The organism is Sphingobium ummariense RL-3, from assembly GCF_000447205.1.
In the GTDB taxonomy this organism is placed as follows: domain Bacteria; phylum Pseudomonadota; class Alphaproteobacteria; order Sphingomonadales; family Sphingomonadaceae; genus Sphingobium; species Sphingobium ummariense.
On record NZ_AUWY01000039.1, the window covers coordinates 43,226 to 59,881 of the forward strand.

The window sequence follows — 16,656 nt, forward strand, 5'->3', positions numbered from 1 at the left end:
TGCCCGCCTTCTTGCAACAGCCCGCTGAATTCCGGTCCGTTCGCCAAGGGTCCCTACCCATGGCGGGCGCTTTGGTTTAGGGGCCGCACGCAAGACCCGAATCCCCAACCGCCGGCGCACCGGCAACGGAGAACTACCATGGCCCGCAGCCATCCGCTCGAACGCTACCGCAATTTCGGCATCATGGCGCATATCGACGCCGGCAAGACCACGACGACCGAGCGTATCCTCTATTACACCGGCAAGTCCTACAAGATCGGCGAGGTCCATGAGGGCGCGGCGACGATGGACTGGATGGAGCAGGAGCAGGAGCGCGGGATCACGATCACGTCGGCGGCGACGACCTGCTTCTGGAACGACCACCGGCTGAACATCATCGACACCCCCGGCCACGTCGACTTCACCATTGAGGTGGAGCGCTCGCTGCGCGTGCTCGACGGCGCGGTCGCCGCGTTCGACGGCGTCGCCGGCGTGGAGCCGCAGTCGGAGACCGTGTGGCGCCAGGCGGACAAGTACAAGGTGCCGCGGATGTGCTTCATCAACAAGCTCGACCGCACCGGCGCTGACTTCTATTATTGCGTGCAGACGATCATCGACCGTCTGGGCGCGACCCCGGCCGTCCTCTACCTGCCCATCGGCGCGGAGGGCGACTTCAAGGGCCTGGTCGACCTGGTCGAGAACCGCGCGATCATCTGGAAGGACGAGGGCCTGGGAGCCGAGTTCTTCTATGAGGAGATCCCGGCCGACCTCGCCGACAAGGCCGCCGAATATCGCGAGAAGCTGATCGAACTCGCCGTCGAGCAGGATGACGAGGCGATGGAGGCCTATCTGGAGGGCAACCTGCCCGACACCGCGACGCTCAAGAAGCTGATCCGCAAGGGTACGCTGGAGCAGGCGTTCGTGCCGGTGCTGTGCGGCTCGGCGTTCAAGAACAAGGGTGTGCAGCCCCTGCTCGACGCCGTCGTCGACTATCTGCCTTCGCCGCTGGACATCCCCGACGTGCAGGGCATCAACCCCGACACCGAGGAGCCCGACAGCCGCGCCACGGCCGACGATGCGCCGTTCGCCGGCCTCGCGTTCAAGATCATGAACGATCCGTTCGTCGGCTCGCTCACCTTCCTGCGCGTCTACTCGGGCACGCTGACCAAGGGCACCTATCTGAACTCGGTCAAGGACAAGAAGGAAAAGGTCGGCCGCATGCTGCTGATGCATGCGAACAGCCGCGAGGACATCGACACGGCCTATGCCGGCGACATCGTCGCGCTGGCCGGCATGAAGGAAACCACGACGGGCGACACGCTGTGCGCCGAGCGCCAGCCGATCATCCTGGAGCGCATGGAGTTCCCCGAGCCGGTCATCGAACTGTCGGTCGAGCCCAAGACCAAGGCGGACCAGGAGAAGATGGGCGTCGCCCTCAACCGCCTGGCAGCCGAGGATCCCTCGTTCCGCGTCTCGACCGACCACGAATCGGGTCAGACCATCATCAAGGGCATGGGCGAACTTCACCTCGAGATCCTGGTCGACCGCATGAAGCGCGAGTTCAAGGTCGAGGCGAATGTCGGCGCGCCGCAGGTGGCCTATCGCGAATATCTGAAGAAGCCCGTCGACATCGACTACACCCACAAGAAGCAGTCGGGCGGCACCGGCCAGTTCGGCCGCATCAAGGTGAAGCTGACGCCGGGCGAGCGCGGTGCGGGCATCATCTTCAAGGACGAGATCAAGGGCGGCAATATTCCCAAGGAATATATCCCCGCGATCGAGAAGGGCATGCGTGAGACGGCGGCCACGGGTTCGCTGATCGGCTTCCCGATCATCGACTTCGAGATCCTGCTCTATGACGGCGCCTATCACGACGTCGACTCGTCGGCGCTGGCATTCGAAATCACGGGTCGCGCCGCCATGCGCGAAGCGGCCCAGAAGGCCGGCATCACGCTGCTGGAGCCGATCATGAAGGTCGAGGTCGTCACCCCGGAGGAATATCTGGGCGACGTCATCGGCGACATGAACAGCCGTCGCGGCCAGATCCAGGGCACCGACACCCGCGGCAACGCGCAGGTGGTCGAGGCCATGGTCCCGCTGGCCAACATGTTCGGCTATGTGAATTCGCTGCGTTCGTTCACCCAGGGGCGTGCGAACTATTCGATGATCTTCTCGCACTATGACGAAGTGCCGCAGAATGTGGCGGACGAGGTCAAGGCGAAGATGGCCTGAAGAATCCGCTGATCGGCCCGGGAAACCGGGTCGGTTAGGGCTGGCATTCTGCAAATTTGCTGCTATGGACGCGCCTTCGCAAGGCGCGGCCGAGCGGTCAAACCACACGGATTTGATTAGAAGGTAGGATAAAATGGCTAAGGCTAAGTTTGAGCGGAACAAGCCGCACTGCAACATCGGCACGATCGGTCACGTCGACCATGGCAAGACCTCGCTGACCGCCGCCATCACCAAGGTTCTCGCCGAAACCGGCGGCGCGACCTTCGTCGACTATGCCAATATCGACAAGGCTCCCGAGGAGCGCGAGCGCGGCATCACCATCTCGACCGCCCACGTCGAGTATGAGACCGAAGCGCGCCACTATGCGCACGTCGACTGCCCCGGCCACGCCGACTATGTGAAGAACATGATCACCGGCGCGGCGCAGATGGACGGCGCGATCCTGGTCGTGTCGGCCACCGACGGCCCGATGCCGCAGACCCGTGAGCACATCCTGCTCGCCCGCCAGGTCGGCGTGCCGCAGCTCGTCGTGTTCATGAACAAGGTCGACCTGGTCGACGATCCGGAGATCCTGGAGCTCGTCGAGCTCGAGATCCGCGAGCTGCTGTCGTCCTACGACTTCGACGGCGACAACATTCCGATCATCCCCGGTTCGGCCGTGAAGGCGCTGGACGGTTCGAACGACGAGATCGGCAAGAATGCCGTTCTGCAGCTGATGGCTGCCGTCGACTCCTTCATCCCGCAGCCCGATCGTCCGGTCGACCGTCCGTTCCTGATGCCGATCGAAGACGTGTTCTCGATCTCGGGCCGCGGCACCGTCGTGACCGGCCGCGTCGAGACCGGCATCGTCAAGGTTGGCGAGGAAGTCGAGATCGTCGGTCTGAAGGACACCCGCAAGACCACCGTCACCGGCGTCGAGATGTTCCGCAAGCTGCTCGACCAGGGCGAGGCGGGCGACAACATCGGTGCGCTGCTCCGTGGCGTCGGCCGTGAGGACGTTGAGCGCGGCCAGGTTCTGGCCAAGCCCGGCACGATCACCCCGCACACCGAGTTCGATGCCGAGGTGTACGTGCTGTCGAAGGAAGAGGGCGGCCGTCATACCCCGTTCTTCGCGAACTATCGTCCGCAGTTCTACTTCCGCACGACCGACGTGACCGGCGAAGTGATCCTCCCCGAGGGTACCGAGATGGTCATGCCCGGCGACAACGTGAAGCTCGGCGTCAAGCTGATCGCTCCGATCGCGATGGACGCGGGTCTCCGCTTCGCCATCCGCGAAGGCGGCCGCACCGTCGGTGCAGGGGTTGTCGGCACGATCTCGAAGTAATATAGGACCGCAGCGGCGCGAATCGCCTGATTCGCGCCGCTCGGAATTTTTGCCGCCTCGGATCGTCTTTCTCCGGCTCGAATGAGCTAGAAGGGCAGTAGCGGGGCGGTTTTGTTTTTGGCTCTTTCGCATCGGTACAGGAATATGGACAGCAACATCCGCATTCGCCTCAAGGCGTTCGATCATCGCGTGCTCGACCAGGCGACCGGCGACATCGCCGACACCGCCCGCCGCACGGGCGCTCTCATCCGCGGTCCCATTCCCCTTCCGACGCGCATTGAGAAGTTCACGGTCAACCGTGGCCCGCACATCGACAAGAAGTCGCGCGAGCAGTTCGAGGTCCGCACCTACAAGCGTATGCTTGACATTGTGCAGCCCACGCCGCAGACGGTCGACGCGCTGATGAAGCTGGATCTGGCTGCCGGCGTGAACGTGGAAATCAAGCTGGCCTGATCGCCGGCAAGTTCCTGCCAACCGCAAGGAGGGTGGGGTATCGGGCATTCCGCCTATGGTGGAGGCTCAAACGACACAAGGGATACCGCACGGCCGCTCCGGTGAACCGGTTCGGGTCGTGGTCCTGGTCCCCCGTCGCCTTCCCCGAGAGGGGTCGGCATCCAACCCTGACGGGGTGATCGCTATATTCGGGTTGGGCCGCGAAGGAGAAATCCTGCGCGGTTTTTTCGTTGGATACGCCCGCTGCTACGGTGGGCCTCTATGGGAGTAATCGGTGATGCGCACAGGCGTGATCGCTAAGAAAGTCGGGATGACCCGTCTGTTCCAGGAGGACGGACGTCATATTCCCGTTACGGTTCTCGCCCTCGAGGGCAATCAGGTCGTCGCCCGCAAGGACGTCTCGTCGGATGGCTATGTCGCTGTCCAGCTCGGCGCGGGTGTTGCGAAGGTCAAGAATGTCGCCAAGCCGCAGCGCGGCCACTTCGCCAAGGCGGAAGTGGAGCCGAAGGCGCGCCTGGTCGAATTCCGCGTCGCCGAGGATGCGCTTCTCGATGTCGGCGCCGAGATCGCGGCCGACCATTTCATCGCCGGCCAGCTGGTCGACGTGGCGGGCCATACCCAGGGTAAGGGTTTCGCCGGCGCCATGAAGCGCTGGGGTTTCGGCGGTATGCGCGCCACCCACGGCGTGTCGATCAGCCACCGCGCCCACGGTTCGACTGGTAACCGCCAGGATCCGGGTCGCGTCTTCAAGAACAAGAAGATGGCTGGCCACATGGGTGACCGCGAGCGGACCCAGCAGAATCTCGAGATCGTCCGCACGGACGTCGAGCGCGGCCTGCTGTTCGTCAAGGGCAGCGTCCCGGGCGCCAAGGGCACCTGGCTGACCGTCTGCGACGCCGTCAAGGTCAAGCGTCCCGCTGACGCGCCCTATCCGGCGAGCCTGAAGCAGGCCGCCAACAGCAACACCGCTGCGGCAGAGACGCCGGCCGAAGAGGCTGCCGCTCCCGAAGCGACCGAAGGCCAGGAGGGCTAAGAAGTGAAGGTCAACGTACAGACCCTCGACGCGCAGAGCGCCGGCGAGCTGGAGCTGAACGACGCCGTGTTCGGCGTCGAGCCCCGCGCCGACATCCTGCACCGCGTCGTCACCTGGCAGCTCGAGAAGCGCCGCGCACCCGCGCGGGCGACCCGCGAGCGTTCCGACGTCGCCCGTACCGGCAAGAAGTTCGGTCGCCAGAAGGGCGGCGGCACCGCCCGTCACGGCGACCGCAAGGCGCCCGTGTTCATCGGCGGTGGTAAGGCGCACGGCGCCCGCGCCCGCGACTTCGGCCACGACCTCAACAAGAAGGTGCGTGCGCTGGGCCTGAAGATGGCGCTTTCGTCGAAGGCCAAGGACGGCTCGCTGATCGTGCTCGACAGCTTCGACGTGGCGGATGGCAAGACCAAGAACCTGGTCGCGAACCTCGCCAAGCTGAACCTCAGCAAGGCGCTGTTCATCGACGGCGACGCGGTGAACGTCAGTTTCGCAAAGGCTTCGGCCAACATCGTGGGTGTCAACCTGCTGCCCGCCGTCGGTGCCAATGTGTACGACATTCTGAAGGCCGACTCGCTGGTGCTCACCCGCGCCGCGGTCGAGAAGCTGGAGGCCCGTTTCCATGGCTAAGAAGCAAGCCGCGACCGTGGACAACCGTCATTACGACGTCGTTGTCGCGCCGGTCATCACCGAGAAGTCGACCCTTCTCTCCGAGAACAACGCCGTGGTCTTCAAGGTCGCGAACGAAGCGTCGAAGCCGGAGATCAAGGCCGCTGTCGAGGCCCTGTTCAACGTGAACGTGGTGAGCGTCAACACGCTGGTCACCAAGGGCAAGACGAAGAAGTGGAAGGGCAAGCCCTACACCCGCTCGGACGTCAAGAAGGCGATCGTCCGCCTGGCCGATGGTCAGTCGATCGACGTCACCACCGGTATTTGAGGCAGGATAAATGGCACTCAAGCACTATAACCCGACGAGCCCGGCCCAGCGCGGCCTGATCCTCGTCGACAAGTCGAGCCTGCACAAAGGCAAGCCTGTCAAGGCGCTGACCGAGGGCAAGCGCAAGACCGGTGGTCGCAACAACAAGGGCCATGTGACCTCGCGCGGCATCGCCGGCGGCCACAAGCAGCGCTATCGCATCATCGACTTCAAGCGTCGCCTGTGGGACGTCGAAGGCACGGTCGAGCGTCTGGAATATGACCCCAACCGCACCGCCTTCATCGCGCTGGTCAACTATGCCGATGGCACCCAGGCCTATATCCTGGCGCCGCAGCGCCTGGCCCCCGGCGACAAGGTCGTTTCGGGCCGGAAGACCGACGTGAAGCCGGGCAATGCGATGGAGCTGGGCCAGATGCCGGTCGGCACCATCATCCACAACATCGAGATGAAGCCGGGCAAGGGTGGTCAGCTCTGCCGTTCGGCTGGCACCTATGCCCAGCTCGTCGGTCGCGATCGCGGCATGGTGATGGTCCGCCTGTCTTCGGGTGAGCAGCGCTACATCCGTTCGGACTGCATGGGCACCATCGGCGCCGTGTCGAACCCCGACAACGCCAACACCAACCTCGCCAAGGCCGGCCGTAACCGCTGGCTGGGCAAGCGCCCGCTGACGCGCGGCGTGGCGAAGAACCCGGTCGATCACCCGCATGGCGGTGGTGAAGGCCGGACCTCGGGCGGCCGGCATCCGGTCACGCCGTGGGGCAAGCCGACCAAGGGTGCGCGCACCCGCCACAACAAGGCGACGGACAAGTTCATCATCCGTAGCCGCCACGCGAAGAAGAAGAGGTAAGCGAGATGGCTCGTTCCGTCTGGAAAGGTCCGTTCGTGGACCTCAGCCTTCTGAAGAAGGCGGAAGCCGCGCAGGATGCCAATGGCCGCAGCGGCCCGATCAAGACCTGGTCGCGCCGCTCCACCATCCTGCCGCAGTTCGTCGGCCTGACGTTCAACGTCTATAATGGCCGCAAGCATGTTCCGGTCTCCGTGAACGAGGATATGGTGGGTCACAAGCTCGGCGAGTTCGCCCCGACCCGCTACTTCCCCGGCCACGCCGCCGACAAGAAGGGTAAGCGCTGATGTCGAAGCCCAAGGCTCCCCGTCGCGTCGCCGACAATGAGGCTCTGGCCGTCGGCACGCAGATCCGCGGTTCGGCCCAGAAGCTGAACCTGGTGGCGACGCTGATCCGCGGCCGCAAGGTCGAGGACGCGCTGAACATTCTCGCCTTCTCGAAGAAGGCGATGGCGGTCGACGTGCGCAAGGTGCTGGCTTCGGCCATCGCCAATGCGGAAAACAACCACAATCTGGACGTCGACGCTCTGGTCGTCGCGGAAGCATCGGTGGGCAAGAGCTTCACCATGAAGCGCTTCCACGCCCGTGGCCGCGGCAAGTCGACCCGGATCCTGAAGCCCTTCAGCCGCGTGCGCATTGTCGTGCGTGAGGCTGGCGAAGAGGCGGAGGCGTAAGACTATGGGTCACAAGAGCAATCCGATCGGTCTGCGCCTGCAGATCAACCGCACCTGGGACAGCCGCTGGTTCGCGGAAGGCCAGGACTATGGCCGGCTGCTGCTGGAGGATCTGAAGATCCGCCAGTACATCATGAAGAACCTGCCGCAGGCCGCGATCTCCAAGGTCGTGATCGAGCGTCCGGCCAAGTTGTGCCGCGTGTCGATCTATGCCGCCCGTCCGGGTGTCATCATCGGCAAGAAGGGCGCGGACATCGAGAAGCTGCGCAAGAAGCTTGGGCAGTTCACCTCGTCCGACGTGTCGCTGAACATCGTCGAGATCCGCAAGCCGGAAATCGATTCGAAGCTCGTCGCGCAGGGCATCGCCGACCAGCTGGAGCGCCGCGTGGCTTTCCGCCGGGCGATGAAGCGCGCGGTTCAGTCGGCCCTGCGCCTGGGTGCCGAGGGCATCAAGATCACCTGCGGCGGCCGTCTGGGCGGCGCAGAGATCGCGCGTGTCGAATGGTATCGCGAAGGCCGCGTTCCGCTGCACACGCTGCGCGCGAACGTCGATTATGCGGAGGCCGAGGCCCACACCGCCTATGGCGTCTGCGGCATCAAGGTCTGGATCTTCAAGGGTGAGATCCTGGGCCACGATCCGATGGCCACCGACCGGCTGATGCTGGAGGCTCAGACCTCCGGCGTGCGCCCGGCGCGCTGAGAATAAGGTAGGTATAGCGTCATGCTGCAACCGAAGAAGATGAAGTTCCGCAAGGCCTTCAAGGGCCGGATCAAGGGCGATGCGAAGGGCGGCACCGCGCTGAACTTCGGCGCCTATGGTCTCAAGGCTCTGGAGCCCGAGCGGATCACCGCGCGCCAGATCGAGGCGGCCCGCCGCGCGATCCAGCGCCACCTGCGCCGTCAGGGCCGTCTGTGGATCCGCGTATTCCCCGACGTTCCGGTGTCGAAGAAGCCGGCGGAAGTCCGTCAGGGCAAGGGCAAGGGTTCGGTCGAATATTGGGCGGCCCGCGTCGCTCCTGGCCGCATCCTGTTCGAGCTGGACGGCGTACCCGGCCCGCTCGCAGCAGAGGCATTCTCGCGCGCCGCGATGAAGCTGCCCGTCAAGACCAAGGTTGTCGCTCGCCTCGGCGACACCTCCCACCTGGAGGGTTAAGCCGTGGCGAATGTAGCCGACCTCAAGACCAAGACCGACGACGAGCTGTCGACCGAGCTCAACAACCTGAAGCGTGAGCAGTTCAACCTGCGCTTCCAGGCCGCCACCAACCAGCTGGAAAAGCCCAGCCGGGTGAGGGAAGTCCGCCGGTCGATCGCGCAGATCAAGACGCTGCAGGGCGAACGCGCCCGCGCGGCGAAGTAAGAGAAGGAAACACACGATGCCCAAGCGCGTGCTGACGGGAACGGTGGTTTCCGACAAGACCGACAAGACGGTGGTCGTTCGCGTGGAGCGCAAGGTGAAGCACCCGCTCTACGGCAAGATCATCCGCCGTTCGAAGAAATATCATGCCCATGACGAGGGCAACGCCTACAAGGAAGGCGAGACGGTCCGCATCGAGGAGACCGCCCCGATTTCCAAGCTCAAGACCTGGAAGGTCATTGAGCGGGTGGACACGCACAAGTCGCCCGAACAGGCGGCCTGAAGCCAGTCACCGACCCCCGGGGTCGAAATTCGAACGCGGGGCTGGCCTTTTCGTGAAGAAGGGGCTACAGGCCCGCGCTTCGTGTTTCGAATCTTTCCGGGTCGACCACGAAATTCGGAACCGCCGGGATCGTCCCGGTAGGCCAAATGAGAAGGAACCGGATCCATGATCCAGATGCAAACCAATCTTGACGTCGCCGACAACAGCGGCGCCAAGCGCGTCCAGTGCATCAAGGTGCTGGGCGGATCGAAGCGCCGCTTCGCTGGCGTGGGCGACATCATCGTCGTCTCGATCAAGGAAGCGCAGCCGCGCGGCAAGGTGAAGAAGGGTGACGTGCATCGCGCCGTTATCGTGCGCACCGCCAAGGACATCCGTCGCGCCGACGGTTCGGTGATCCGCTTCGACGGCAACGCCGCCGTGCTGATCAACAAGAACCAGGAGCCGATCGGCACCCGTATCTTTGGCCCGGTCGTCCGTGAGCTGCGTGCGAAGCAGCACATGAAGATCATCAGCCTTGCTCCCGAGGTGCTGTAATGAGCGCTGCCAAGATCAAGAAGGGCGACAAGGTCGTCGTCCTGGCCGGCAAGGACAAGGGCCGTACCGGCGCCGTCCTTCAGGTGATGCCGAAGGAGGACAAGGTGCTCGTCGAGGGCATCAACGTCCACGCGCGTCACCGCAAGCCCGACCAGTCGAACCCGCAGGGTGGCATCGACCGCAAGCCGGCGCCGCTGCACATTTCGAACGTCGCTGTCGCCGACAAGGACGGCAAGCCGACCCGCGTCCGTTTCGAGGACCGCGACGGCAAGAAGGTCCGTGTCGCCGTCAAGTCCGGTGAGGTGCTGTAATGGCCGACAAGTATATCCCGCGCTCGAAGGCGCTCTATGACGAGAGCATCGCCAAGGCGATGACCGAGAAGTTCGGTTACAAGAACGTCATGGAAGTGCCCAAGATCGAGAAGATCACGCTCAACATGGGCGTGGGCGAAGCCACCCAGGACAAGAAGAAGGTCACGTCGGCCGCCGAGGAAATGGAACTGATCGCGGGCCAGAAGCCCGTCATCACCAAGGCGAAGAAGTCGATCGCGCAGTTCAAGCTGCGCGAGGGCATGCCGATCGGTACCAAGGTCACGCTGCGCCGTGAGCGCATGTACGAGTTCCTGGATCGCCTGATCAACATCGCTCTGCCCCGCGTGCGCGACTTCCGTGGTCTCAACCCGAAGAGCTTCGACGGCCGTGGCAACTATGCCTTCGGCATCAAGGAGCAGATCATCTTCCCGGAGATCAACTATGACCGCATCGACAAGGTGCGCGGCATGGACATCATCGTGACCACCACGGCGAAGACGGACGATGAAGCGCGCGAACTGCTGCGCCTCTTCGGCTTCCCCTTCCCGCTCGAAGAGAAGCAGGCGGCCTGAGACCCTTCAGGGAATCTGGCCCCGCTTCTCTCCCAACGCTTTAGCTAAGGAAGAGAACTTAAGTCATGGCGAAACTGAGTTCGATCAACAAGAACGAGCGCCGCAAGAAGCTGGTGAAGAAATATGCCGGCCGCTATGCGAAGCTCAAGGCGATCGCGAACGACAAGACGGCGGACGATACCGACCGCCTGATCGCGCGCCTGAAGATGGCGGAAGTCCCCCGCAACGGCAACCCGACCCGCGTGCGCAACCGCTGCGAGCTGACGGGCCGCCCCCGGGCTTACTACCGCAAATTCCGTCTCTGCCGCGTGCAGCTGCGCGATCTGGCCAACAAGGGCCTGATCCCCGGCGTCACGAAGTCGAGCTGGTAAGGATATCACACGATGGCATTGACCGATCCCTTGGGTGATATGCTCACCCGCATCCGCAACGGCCAGCAGGCGAAGAAGGACAGCGTGGTTTCCCCCGCGTCCAAGCTGCGGGCTCGTGTGCTCGACGTGCTCCAGCGCGAAGGCTATATCCGCGGCTATTCCGAGGAAGCCCTCGGCAAGCATGCGGGCCTTCGCATCGAGCTGAAATATTTCGAGGGCCAGCCCGCGATCAAGCATCTGGCTCGCGTGTCGAAGCCCGGTCGCCGCGTCTATTCGGGTTCCAAGGAACTGCCGGTGGTGCGCAATGGCCTGGGCATCACCATTGTCTCGACGCCCAAGGGTGTTCTGTCCGACGCGGAAGCGCGGGAGCAGAATGTCGGCGGCGAAGTGCTGGCGGAGGTGTTCTGATGAGCCGCACCGGAAAGAAGCCGGTCACCGTCCCGTCGGGCGTGACCGCGTCCATCGCTGACGGTCAGCTGTCGGTGAAGGGGCCCAAGGGCACCCTCGCCATTCCGCTGGCCGACGAAGTGACGTACAGCATCGAGGACGGCACGATCGCCGTGAAGCCTGCCAATGACGGCAAGCGCGCCCGTGCGTTCTGGGGCATGCAGCGCACGCTGATCCAGAACCTGATCACCGGCGTGACCGAGGGCTTCTCGAAGAAGCTGCTGATCACCGGCGTCGGCTATCGTGCGAATGCCCAGGGCAAGACCCTGAAGCTGCAGCTCGGCTACAGCCACGACGTCGACTATGCGGTGCCGGAAGGCATCGAGATCAAGACCCCGGATAACACCACGGTCGAGATCAGCGGCATCGACAAGCAGAAGGTCGGCCAGGTCGCCGCCGAAATCCGCCGCTGGCGCAAGCCTGAGCCCTATAAGGGCAAGGGCATCAAGTACGCCGGCGAGTTCATCTTCCGCAAGGAAGGAAAGAAGAAGTAAGATGGCGAAGCTTTCCCTCTTCGAGCGGCGTCGTCGCCGCGTTCGCACCGCGCTCAAGGCGCGTTCGGGTGACAAGCCCCGTCTCAGCGTCCATCGCTCGGGCCGGCACATCTATGCCCAGGTCATCGACGACGCGGCGGGCAAGACCGTCGCCGCCGCCTCGACCCTGGACAAGGACGTGCGTGGCAAGACCGGTGCCACGTCCGAAGCCGCCGCCGAAGTCGGCAAGCGCGTCGCTGCTGCGGCGACCGCTGCCGGCGTCACCAAGGTCGTTTTCGACCGTGGTGGCTTCCTGTTCCATGGCCGCGTCAAGGCGCTGGCCGATGCCGCCCGCGAAGGCGGGCTGGAGTTCTGATCATGGCTGACGAAAACGAAATCCAGGCCCAGCCGGGCGCTCCCGCCGCCGTCGAAGGCGGCGAGGCTCAGACCGAAGGGCGTGGTCCCGGCCGTGGTCGTGGCAACCGTGGCGGTGGCGATCGCAACCGTGGCGAGCGTGGCGGCCGTGGCCGTCGCGACGACCGTCGCGGCAACCGCGACGAGGAGCAGGGCGAAGAACTGATCGAGAAGCTGGTCCACATCAACCGCGTCTCGAAGACCGTCAAGGGCGGCAAGCGCTTCGGCTTCGCTGCGCTGGTCGTGGTCGGCGACGGCAAGGGTCGTGCGGGCTTCGGCCATGGCAAGGCCCGCGAAGTGCCCGAGGCGATCAGCAAGGCGACCGCTTCAGCCAAGAAGGCGATGGTCCGCATTCCGCTGAAGGAAGGCCGCACGTTGCATCACGATGGCCTTGGCCATTTCGGCGCCGGCAAGGTGACCGTGCGCTCGGCTCCGGCCGGTACGGGCATCATCGCGGGCGGCCCGATGCGCGCCGTGTTCGAGAGCCTGGGCGTGGCGGACGTCGTCACCAAGTCCAACGGCACGTCGAACCCCTATAACATGATCCGGGCGACCTTCGAGGCGCTGGGCGAGCAGACCAGCCCCAAGTCGGTGGCGCAGCGTCGCGGCAAGAAGGTTGCCGACCTGCTCCGTCGCGGCGGTGCCGCTCCGGAAGTCGCCCAGGCCGACGCCGAAGCGATTGTGGAGTAAGACATCATGGCGAAGATCAAGATCAAGCAGATCGGTTCGCCGATCCGCCGCCCGGCCGACCAGAAGAAGATTCTGATCGGTCTCGGCCTCGGCAAGATGCACCGCGTGGTGGAGCTGGAAGACACCGCGGAAGTCCGCGGCGCGATCAAGAAGCTGCCGCACATGGTGGAAGTGGTCGAGTAATATCCGTCATCCCAGCTCACGCTGGGATCTCAGACCGCCGGGCTCGCCCTTGATAGGGTGCGCCCGGCCTCACGAGGCCCCAGCTCTCGCTGGGGCTGCGGCCCTGCCCATTGGACCGGGCCTTGCGCGACAAAAGCGAAAGCGAGTGCACGAACATGACGAAGCTTAACGAACTCAATGACAATGCCGGTGCCCGCAAGGGCCGGATGCGCGTTGGCCGTGGTATCGGCTCGGGCAAGGGCAAGACCGCCGGTCGCGGCCAGAAGGGCGCGAAGGCGCGTTCGGGCGTCAGCATCAACGGCTTCGAGGGTGGCCAGATGCCGCTCCACATGCGCCTGCCGAAGCGCGGCTTCAACAACATCTTTGCCAAGGATTTCGCGATCGTGAACCTGGGCGAGGTGCAGAAGGCAGTCGACAGCGGCAAGCTGGACGCCAACGCCACCATCGACCATGCGGCGCTCAAGGCCGCCAGCCTCGCCCGTGGCGGCAAGGACGGCGTTCGCCTGCTGGGCAAGGGCGAATTGACCGCCAAGCTGAACTTCCTGGTCGCAGGCGCGTCGAAGGGCGCGATCGAAGCGGTCGAGAAGACCGGTGGCAAGGTCGACGTGATCGCCGTGGTCCCGGCCGCCGAGAAGGCCGCCGCGAAGAAGGGCAGCGCCAAGGCCGCCAAGAAGGCCTGAGCCGCTTTCGAAGGCTTGCAACCATGGCCCCGCTGCCCGATATGGGCGGACGGGGCCATGCTTATCGGGGGACGCTGTTTGTCGCATGGCGGCAAATCCCGGTTCGACAGCGCCCCGGGGCCCCGCTAAGGGGTGAGCAATTCCCCGGAAGACCCGCTTTCCGGGCAAGAGTGTTTGAAGGGCAGCCACATGGCATCGAGAGCCGACCAGCTCGCATCCAATCTCAGCCTCGCGAAGTTCAGCCAGGCGACCGATCTCAAGAAGCGTCTCTGGTTCACGCTGGGCGCGTTGATCGTCTTCCGCTTCCTCAGCTTTGTGCCGCTGCCGGGTGTCGATCCGACCGCCCTGTCGCAGCTATACAGCCAGACGAATGGCGGCATTCTCGACATCTTCAACACCTTCTCGGGGGGCTCGCTGTCGCGCATGAGCCTGATCGCGCTCGGCGTGATGCCCTATATCACCGCGTCGATCGTGGTGCAGCTCGCCGCCTCCCTTTCGCCCCAGCTCGCGGCGATCAAGAAGGAAGGCGAGAGCGGGCGCAAGAAGCTCAATCAATATACCCGTTACGGCACGGTCGGCCTCACCGCGGTGCAGGGCTATTTTATCGCCGTCGGACTTGAAGGCTTCGGTGCGCAGCAGGGAATGCAGGCGGTCATCGAGCCCGGCCTGCTGTTCCGCCTGACCGCCGTTATCTCGCTGATCGGCGGCACCATGTTCCTGATGTGGCTGGGTGAGCAGATCACCTCGCGCGGCATCGGTAACGGCACCTCGCTCATCATCATGGCGGGCATTGTCGCTCAGTTGCCCGTGACGCTCGCCAATCTGCTGAAGTCCGGCAGCACCGGCGCCATTTCCGGCCTGCTGATCGCGGTGGTCGCCGTCGGCCTGCTGGGCCTGATCGCCTTCATCTGCTTCATGGAGCGGGCGCAGCGCCGCGTGCTGATCCAGTATCCCAAGCGCCAGACGCGCCAGGGCATCATGCAGGCCGACCGCAGCCACCTGCCGCTGAAGGTCAACACCGCCGGCGTGATCCCGCCGATCTTCGCCAGCTCGCTGCTGCTGCTGCCGCTCACGATCTCGCAATTCGCCGGCCAGACCGTGGCTGGCGAGAGCCGGCTCGGCGACTTCGTGCTGACGCTCAACCAGTATTTGTCGCACGGCAGCCCGGTCTATATGGCGCTCTATGGCCTCGGCATCGTGTTCTTCTGCTTCTTCTACACCGCCGTGGTGTTCAATCCGGAAGAGACGGCCGATAACCTCAAGCGCAATGGTGGCTTCATTCCCGGCATCCGTCCGGGCAAGAACACCGAGAATTATCTCGATTATGTGCTGACGCGCATTACGGTGATCGGCGCGGCCTATCTGGCGTTCATCTGCCTGGTGCCGGAATTCGCGATCGCCCGGGCCGGCATTCCCTTCTACCTTGGTGGGACTAGCCTGCTGATCGTCGTCAATGTTACGGTCGACACCGTGACGCAGATCCAGAGCCACCTTCTCGCCCATCAATATGGCGACCTCATTAAAAAGGCCAAGCTCAAGGGGCGACTGCGCTGACGAAGCGCCGGCCGAGCGCAAACAACAGGGGAGAATGCGCGCGATGAATATCATTCTGCTTGGCCCTCCGGGGGCGGGGAAGGGCACGCAGGCGACGCGGCTGGTGGAAAGCCGGGGCATGGTCCAGCTCTCCACGGGCGACATGCTGCGCGCCGCGGTGAAGGCGGCAACACCCGTCGGGCTCAAGGCCAAGGCGGTGATGGAAGCGGGCGAGCTGGTGTCGGACGAGATCGTGTCGGGCATCATCGGCGAGGCGCTGGACGGCCTGGCGCCGGAGACCGGCGTGATCTTCGACGGCTATCCGCGGACCGAGGCGCAGGCCCATTCGCTCGACGCCATCCTGTCGGACCGTGGCCGCACGCTCGATCATGTGATCGAGCTGGAAGTGGATGAGGACGCGCTGGTCGAGCGCATCACCGGCCGTTTCACCTGCGCGACCTGCGGCGCGGGCTATCATGACAAGTTCAAGCTGCCCAAGGTCGAGGGCGAGTGCGACAAGTGCCACGGGCACGAATTCAAGCGCCGGCCCGACGACAATGAGGAGACAGTGCGCACCCGCATGGCCGAATATCGCGCCAAGACCGCGCCGATCCTGCCGATCTACGAAGCGCGCGGCATCGTATCCCGCGTTGACGGCATGGCCGACATGGATGAGGTGACGACCGCCATCGCCGCCATCTTGGACGGCGCCGCGGCCTGAGCTATTCTCGCCCCCGGACAAGGGGGTGAAACATGAGGCGCGCAATCCTGTTCCTGGCATCGCTCGGCGCAGTAGTGCCGCTGCCTTCGCGGGCTGCCGTCACGGCCAACGGCGACAATGGCTTCGTGATCGAAAGCGGTGTGGACATCCCAGCGGATGCGGCCAGCGTCTATGCGCTGATAGCCGATCCGGCACGCTGGTGGAGCGGCGCCCACACCTATAGCGGGTCGGCCGCCAATCTGCGGATCGATCCCCGGGCGGGTGGCTGTTTCTGCGAAACCCTGCCTGCCGTGGGCGGCAAGGCGGCCGGCAGTATAGAGCATGGCCGCGTGATCTATGCGGTGCCTGGCCAGGCACTGCGGATCGGCGGCGCGCTGGGGCCGCTCCAGACCGAGGGCGTCGTCGGCACGCTGGATCTTGCCATAAAGCCCGCGGACAAGGGTGTGCATGTCACGCTGACCTATGTGGTGGGCGGCTATATGCGCATGGCGCCGGACAAGCTCGCGCCGTTGGTCGATCAGGTCCTTTCCGAGCAGCTGTCGCGATTGAAACAGGCAGCGGAAAAGAGCGGGCAAAGAAAAGAGGGTTAAGCGGGCGCGATTAACCACGAAATTAACG

26 protein-coding genes are annotated in these 16,656 nt (G+C 64.4%); all 26 read left to right on the top strand.

Going from position 1 to position 16,656, the window contains the following annotated elements; genetic code table 11:
* Nucleotides 1–138: 138 nt before the first annotated feature.
* The 26 genes from fusA to M529_RS29240 all read left to right on the top strand — a co-directional run bounded on the left by fusA (nucleotide 139) and on the right by M529_RS29240 (nucleotide 16,628).
* Nucleotides 139–2,211, top strand: coding sequence for an elongation factor G (gene fusA / locus M529_RS29115; protein WP_021316768.1), 2,073 nt, complete (start codon nucleotides 139–141; stop codon nucleotides 2,209–2,211).
* A gap of 133 nt (nucleotides 2,212–2,344) precedes the next feature.
* Nucleotides 2,345–3,535, top strand: coding sequence for an elongation factor Tu (gene tuf / locus M529_RS29120; protein ID WP_021316769.1), 1,191 nt, complete (start codon nucleotides 2,345–2,347; stop codon nucleotides 3,533–3,535).
* Between the two features lie 144 nt (nucleotides 3,536–3,679).
* Nucleotides 3,680–3,988, top strand: coding sequence for a 30S ribosomal protein S10 (rpsJ, locus tag M529_RS29125; protein WP_007686587.1), 309 nt, complete (start codon nucleotides 3,680–3,682; stop codon nucleotides 3,986–3,988).
* A 277-nt stretch (nucleotides 3,989–4,265) separates the two neighbouring features.
* Entirely contained in the window at nucleotides 4,266–5,021 is a 756-nt protein-coding gene (gene rplC, locus M529_RS29130; RefSeq protein ID WP_021316770.1) for a 50S ribosomal protein L3, read from the top strand.
* Nucleotides 5,022–5,024: 3 nt separating this feature from the next.
* On the top strand, nucleotides 5,025–5,648 hold the full coding sequence (gene rplD / locus M529_RS29135) for a 50S ribosomal protein L4 (RefSeq protein ID WP_021316771.1): 624 nt from the start codon (nucleotides 5,025–5,027) through the stop codon (nucleotides 5,646–5,648).
* Nucleotides 5,641–5,955 (top strand): 50S ribosomal protein L23, encoded by a 315-nt coding sequence (locus M529_RS29140; RefSeq protein WP_021316772.1) that lies wholly within the window; start codon nucleotides 5,641–5,643, stop codon nucleotides 5,953–5,955. Before rplD ends, M529_RS29140 begins: the two co-directional genes overlap by 8 nt.
* A gap of 10 nt (nucleotides 5,956–5,965) precedes the next feature.
* The gene (gene rplB / locus M529_RS29145) at nucleotides 5,966–6,802 is read left to right on the top strand and encodes a 50S ribosomal protein L2 (RefSeq protein ID WP_021316773.1); all 837 of its coding nucleotides are present in this window, start codon (nucleotides 5,966–5,968) and stop codon (nucleotides 6,800–6,802) included.
* 5 nt (nucleotides 6,803–6,807) lie between these two features.
* Nucleotides 6,808–7,086, top strand: coding sequence for a 30S ribosomal protein S19 (gene rpsS / locus M529_RS29150; protein WP_021316774.1), 279 nt, complete (start codon nucleotides 6,808–6,810; stop codon nucleotides 7,084–7,086).
* Nucleotides 7,086–7,472, top strand: coding sequence for a 50S ribosomal protein L22 (rplV, locus tag M529_RS29155; RefSeq protein WP_021316775.1), 387 nt, complete (start codon nucleotides 7,086–7,088; stop codon nucleotides 7,470–7,472). Before rpsS ends, rplV begins: the two co-directional genes overlap by 1 nt.
* A 4-nt stretch (nucleotides 7,473–7,476) precedes the next feature.
* Nucleotides 7,477–8,172, top strand: coding sequence for a 30S ribosomal protein S3 (gene rpsC / locus M529_RS29160; protein ID WP_021316776.1), 696 nt, complete (start codon nucleotides 7,477–7,479; stop codon nucleotides 8,170–8,172).
* A 21-nt stretch (nucleotides 8,173–8,193) separates the two neighbouring features.
* Nucleotides 8,194–8,625, top strand: coding sequence for a 50S ribosomal protein L16 (rplP, locus tag M529_RS29165; protein WP_021316777.1), 432 nt, complete (start codon nucleotides 8,194–8,196; stop codon nucleotides 8,623–8,625).
* Nucleotides 8,626–8,628: 3 nt separating this feature from the next.
* The gene (gene rpmC / locus M529_RS29170; protein WP_021316778.1) at nucleotides 8,629–8,829 is read left to right on the top strand and encodes a 50S ribosomal protein L29; all 201 of its coding nucleotides are present in this window, start codon (nucleotides 8,629–8,631) and stop codon (nucleotides 8,827–8,829) included.
* Nucleotides 8,830–8,845: 16 nt separating this feature from the next.
* Entirely contained in the window at nucleotides 8,846–9,109 is a 264-nt protein-coding gene (gene rpsQ / locus M529_RS29175) for a 30S ribosomal protein S17 (protein WP_021316779.1), read from the top strand.
* Between the two features lie 165 nt (nucleotides 9,110–9,274).
* The gene (gene rplN, locus M529_RS29180) at nucleotides 9,275–9,643 is read left to right on the top strand and encodes a 50S ribosomal protein L14 (protein ID WP_021316780.1); all 369 of its coding nucleotides are present in this window, start codon (nucleotides 9,275–9,277) and stop codon (nucleotides 9,641–9,643) included.
* Nucleotides 9,643–9,954 carry a 50S ribosomal protein L24 gene (rplX, locus tag M529_RS29185; RefSeq protein WP_021316781.1) on the top strand — a complete coding sequence of 104 codons (312 nt, stop codon included), beginning with the start codon at nucleotides 9,643–9,645 and terminating at the stop codon, nucleotides 9,952–9,954. The genes rplN and rplX overlap by 1 nt, the downstream gene beginning before the upstream one ends.
* A complete protein-coding gene (gene rplE / locus M529_RS29190) occupies nucleotides 9,954–10,526 on the top strand; it encodes a 50S ribosomal protein L5 (RefSeq protein WP_021316782.1) in 573 nt (190 codons plus the stop codon). The genes rplX and rplE overlap by 1 nt, the downstream gene beginning before the upstream one ends.
* A gap of 65 nt (nucleotides 10,527–10,591) precedes the next feature.
* Nucleotides 10,592–10,897 carry a 30S ribosomal protein S14 gene (rpsN, locus tag M529_RS29195; protein WP_021316783.1) on the top strand — a complete coding sequence of 102 codons (306 nt, stop codon included), beginning with the start codon at nucleotides 10,592–10,594 and terminating at the stop codon, nucleotides 10,895–10,897.
* 12 nt (nucleotides 10,898–10,909) lie between these two features.
* Nucleotides 10,910–11,305, top strand: a complete 396-nt coding sequence (gene rpsH / locus M529_RS29200) for a 30S ribosomal protein S8 (RefSeq protein WP_021316784.1) — start codon at nucleotides 10,910–10,912, stop codon at nucleotides 11,303–11,305.
* Nucleotides 11,305–11,838 (top strand): 50S ribosomal protein L6, encoded by a 534-nt coding sequence (rplF, locus tag M529_RS29205; RefSeq protein WP_021316785.1) that lies wholly within the window; start codon nucleotides 11,305–11,307, stop codon nucleotides 11,836–11,838. Before rpsH ends, rplF begins: the two co-directional genes overlap by 1 nt.
* Nucleotide 11,839: 1 nt before the next feature.
* Nucleotides 11,840–12,193 (top strand): 50S ribosomal protein L18, encoded by a 354-nt coding sequence (rplR, locus tag M529_RS29210; protein WP_021316786.1) that lies wholly within the window; start codon nucleotides 11,840–11,842, stop codon nucleotides 12,191–12,193.
* Between the two features lie 2 nt (nucleotides 12,194–12,195).
* Complete coding sequence (gene rpsE / locus M529_RS29215) at nucleotides 12,196–12,921, top strand: 30S ribosomal protein S5 (protein WP_021316787.1); 726 nt, start codon at nucleotides 12,196–12,198, stop codon at nucleotides 12,919–12,921.
* A gap of 6 nt (nucleotides 12,922–12,927) precedes the next feature.
* A complete protein-coding gene (gene rpmD / locus M529_RS29220) occupies nucleotides 12,928–13,104 on the top strand; it encodes a 50S ribosomal protein L30 (RefSeq protein ID WP_021316788.1) in 177 nt (58 codons plus the stop codon).
* Between the two features lie 155 nt (nucleotides 13,105–13,259).
* Complete coding sequence (rplO, locus tag M529_RS29225; RefSeq protein WP_031294419.1) at nucleotides 13,260–13,784, top strand: 50S ribosomal protein L15; 525 nt, start codon at nucleotides 13,260–13,262, stop codon at nucleotides 13,782–13,784.
* Nucleotides 13,785–13,973: 189 nt separating this feature from the next.
* Entirely contained in the window at nucleotides 13,974–15,338 is a 1,365-nt protein-coding gene (secY, locus tag M529_RS29230) for a preprotein translocase subunit SecY (protein ID WP_021316790.1), read from the top strand.
* A gap of 43 nt (nucleotides 15,339–15,381) precedes the next feature.
* Nucleotides 15,382–16,038 carry an adenylate kinase gene (locus M529_RS29235; protein ID WP_031294421.1) on the top strand — a complete coding sequence of 219 codons (657 nt, stop codon included), beginning with the start codon at nucleotides 15,382–15,384 and terminating at the stop codon, nucleotides 16,036–16,038.
* 32 nt (nucleotides 16,039–16,070) lie between these two features.
* The gene (locus tag M529_RS29240; RefSeq protein ID WP_021316792.1) at nucleotides 16,071–16,628 is read left to right on the top strand and encodes an SRPBCC family protein; all 558 of its coding nucleotides are present in this window, start codon (nucleotides 16,071–16,073) and stop codon (nucleotides 16,626–16,628) included.
* Nucleotides 16,629–16,656 lie beyond the last annotated feature (28 nt).

What these genes read in the sequence shown, in the direction of transcription:
- rplB (WP_021316773.1), top strand. Translation starts at nt 5,966, where the DNA reads ATGGCACTCAAGCACTATAACCCGACGAGCCCGGCCCAGCGCGGCCTG.
- fusA (WP_021316768.1), top strand. Translation starts at nt 139, where the DNA reads ATGGCCCGCAGCCATCCGCTCGAACGCTACCGCAATTTCGGCATCATG.
- rplC (WP_021316770.1), top strand. Translation starts at nt 4,266, where the DNA reads ATGCGCACAGGCGTGATCGCTAAGAAAGTCGGGATGACCCGTCTGTTC.
- rpmD (WP_021316788.1), top strand. Translation starts at nt 12,928, where the DNA reads ATGGCGAAGATCAAGATCAAGCAGATCGGTTCGCCGATCCGCCGCCCG.
- rpsE (WP_021316787.1), top strand. Translation starts at nt 12,196, where the DNA reads ATGGCTGACGAAAACGAAATCCAGGCCCAGCCGGGCGCTCCCGCCGCC.
- rplN (WP_021316780.1), top strand. Translation starts at nt 9,275, where the DNA reads ATGATCCAGATGCAAACCAATCTTGACGTCGCCGACAACAGCGGCGCC.
- rpsH (WP_021316784.1), top strand. Translation starts at nt 10,910, where the DNA reads ATGGCATTGACCGATCCCTTGGGTGATATGCTCACCCGCATCCGCAAC.
- rplV (WP_021316775.1), top strand. Translation starts at nt 7,086, where the DNA reads ATGTCGAAGCCCAAGGCTCCCCGTCGCGTCGCCGACAATGAGGCTCTG.
- rpsS (WP_021316774.1), top strand. Translation starts at nt 6,808, where the DNA reads ATGGCTCGTTCCGTCTGGAAAGGTCCGTTCGTGGACCTCAGCCTTCTG.
- rpsQ (WP_021316779.1), top strand. Translation starts at nt 8,846, where the DNA reads ATGCCCAAGCGCGTGCTGACGGGAACGGTGGTTTCCGACAAGACCGAC.
- rplP (WP_021316777.1), top strand. Translation starts at nt 8,194, where the DNA reads ATGCTGCAACCGAAGAAGATGAAGTTCCGCAAGGCCTTCAAGGGCCGG.
- rplO (WP_031294419.1), top strand. Translation starts at nt 13,260, where the DNA reads ATGACGAAGCTTAACGAACTCAATGACAATGCCGGTGCCCGCAAGGGC.
- tuf (WP_021316769.1), top strand. Translation starts at nt 2,345, where the DNA reads ATGGCTAAGGCTAAGTTTGAGCGGAACAAGCCGCACTGCAACATCGGC.
- M529_RS29235 (WP_031294421.1), top strand. Translation starts at nt 15,382, where the DNA reads ATGAATATCATTCTGCTTGGCCCTCCGGGGGCGGGGAAGGGCACGCAG.
- rplE (WP_021316782.1), top strand. Translation starts at nt 9,954, where the DNA reads ATGGCCGACAAGTATATCCCGCGCTCGAAGGCGCTCTATGACGAGAGC.
- rplF (WP_021316785.1), top strand. Translation starts at nt 11,305, where the DNA reads ATGAGCCGCACCGGAAAGAAGCCGGTCACCGTCCCGTCGGGCGTGACC.
- M529_RS29140 (WP_021316772.1), top strand. Translation starts at nt 5,641, where the DNA reads ATGGCTAAGAAGCAAGCCGCGACCGTGGACAACCGTCATTACGACGTC.
- rpsJ (WP_007686587.1), top strand. Translation starts at nt 3,680, where the DNA reads ATGGACAGCAACATCCGCATTCGCCTCAAGGCGTTCGATCATCGCGTG.
- rpsC (WP_021316776.1), top strand. Translation starts at nt 7,477, where the DNA reads ATGGGTCACAAGAGCAATCCGATCGGTCTGCGCCTGCAGATCAACCGC.
- rpsN (WP_021316783.1), top strand. Translation starts at nt 10,592, where the DNA reads ATGGCGAAACTGAGTTCGATCAACAAGAACGAGCGCCGCAAGAAGCTG.
- M529_RS29240 (WP_021316792.1), top strand. Translation starts at nt 16,071, where the DNA reads ATGAGGCGCGCAATCCTGTTCCTGGCATCGCTCGGCGCAGTAGTGCCG.
- rplX (WP_021316781.1), top strand. Translation starts at nt 9,643, where the DNA reads ATGAGCGCTGCCAAGATCAAGAAGGGCGACAAGGTCGTCGTCCTGGCC.
- secY (WP_021316790.1), top strand. Translation starts at nt 13,974, where the DNA reads ATGGCATCGAGAGCCGACCAGCTCGCATCCAATCTCAGCCTCGCGAAG.
- rplR (WP_021316786.1), top strand. Translation starts at nt 11,840, where the DNA reads ATGGCGAAGCTTTCCCTCTTCGAGCGGCGTCGTCGCCGCGTTCGCACC.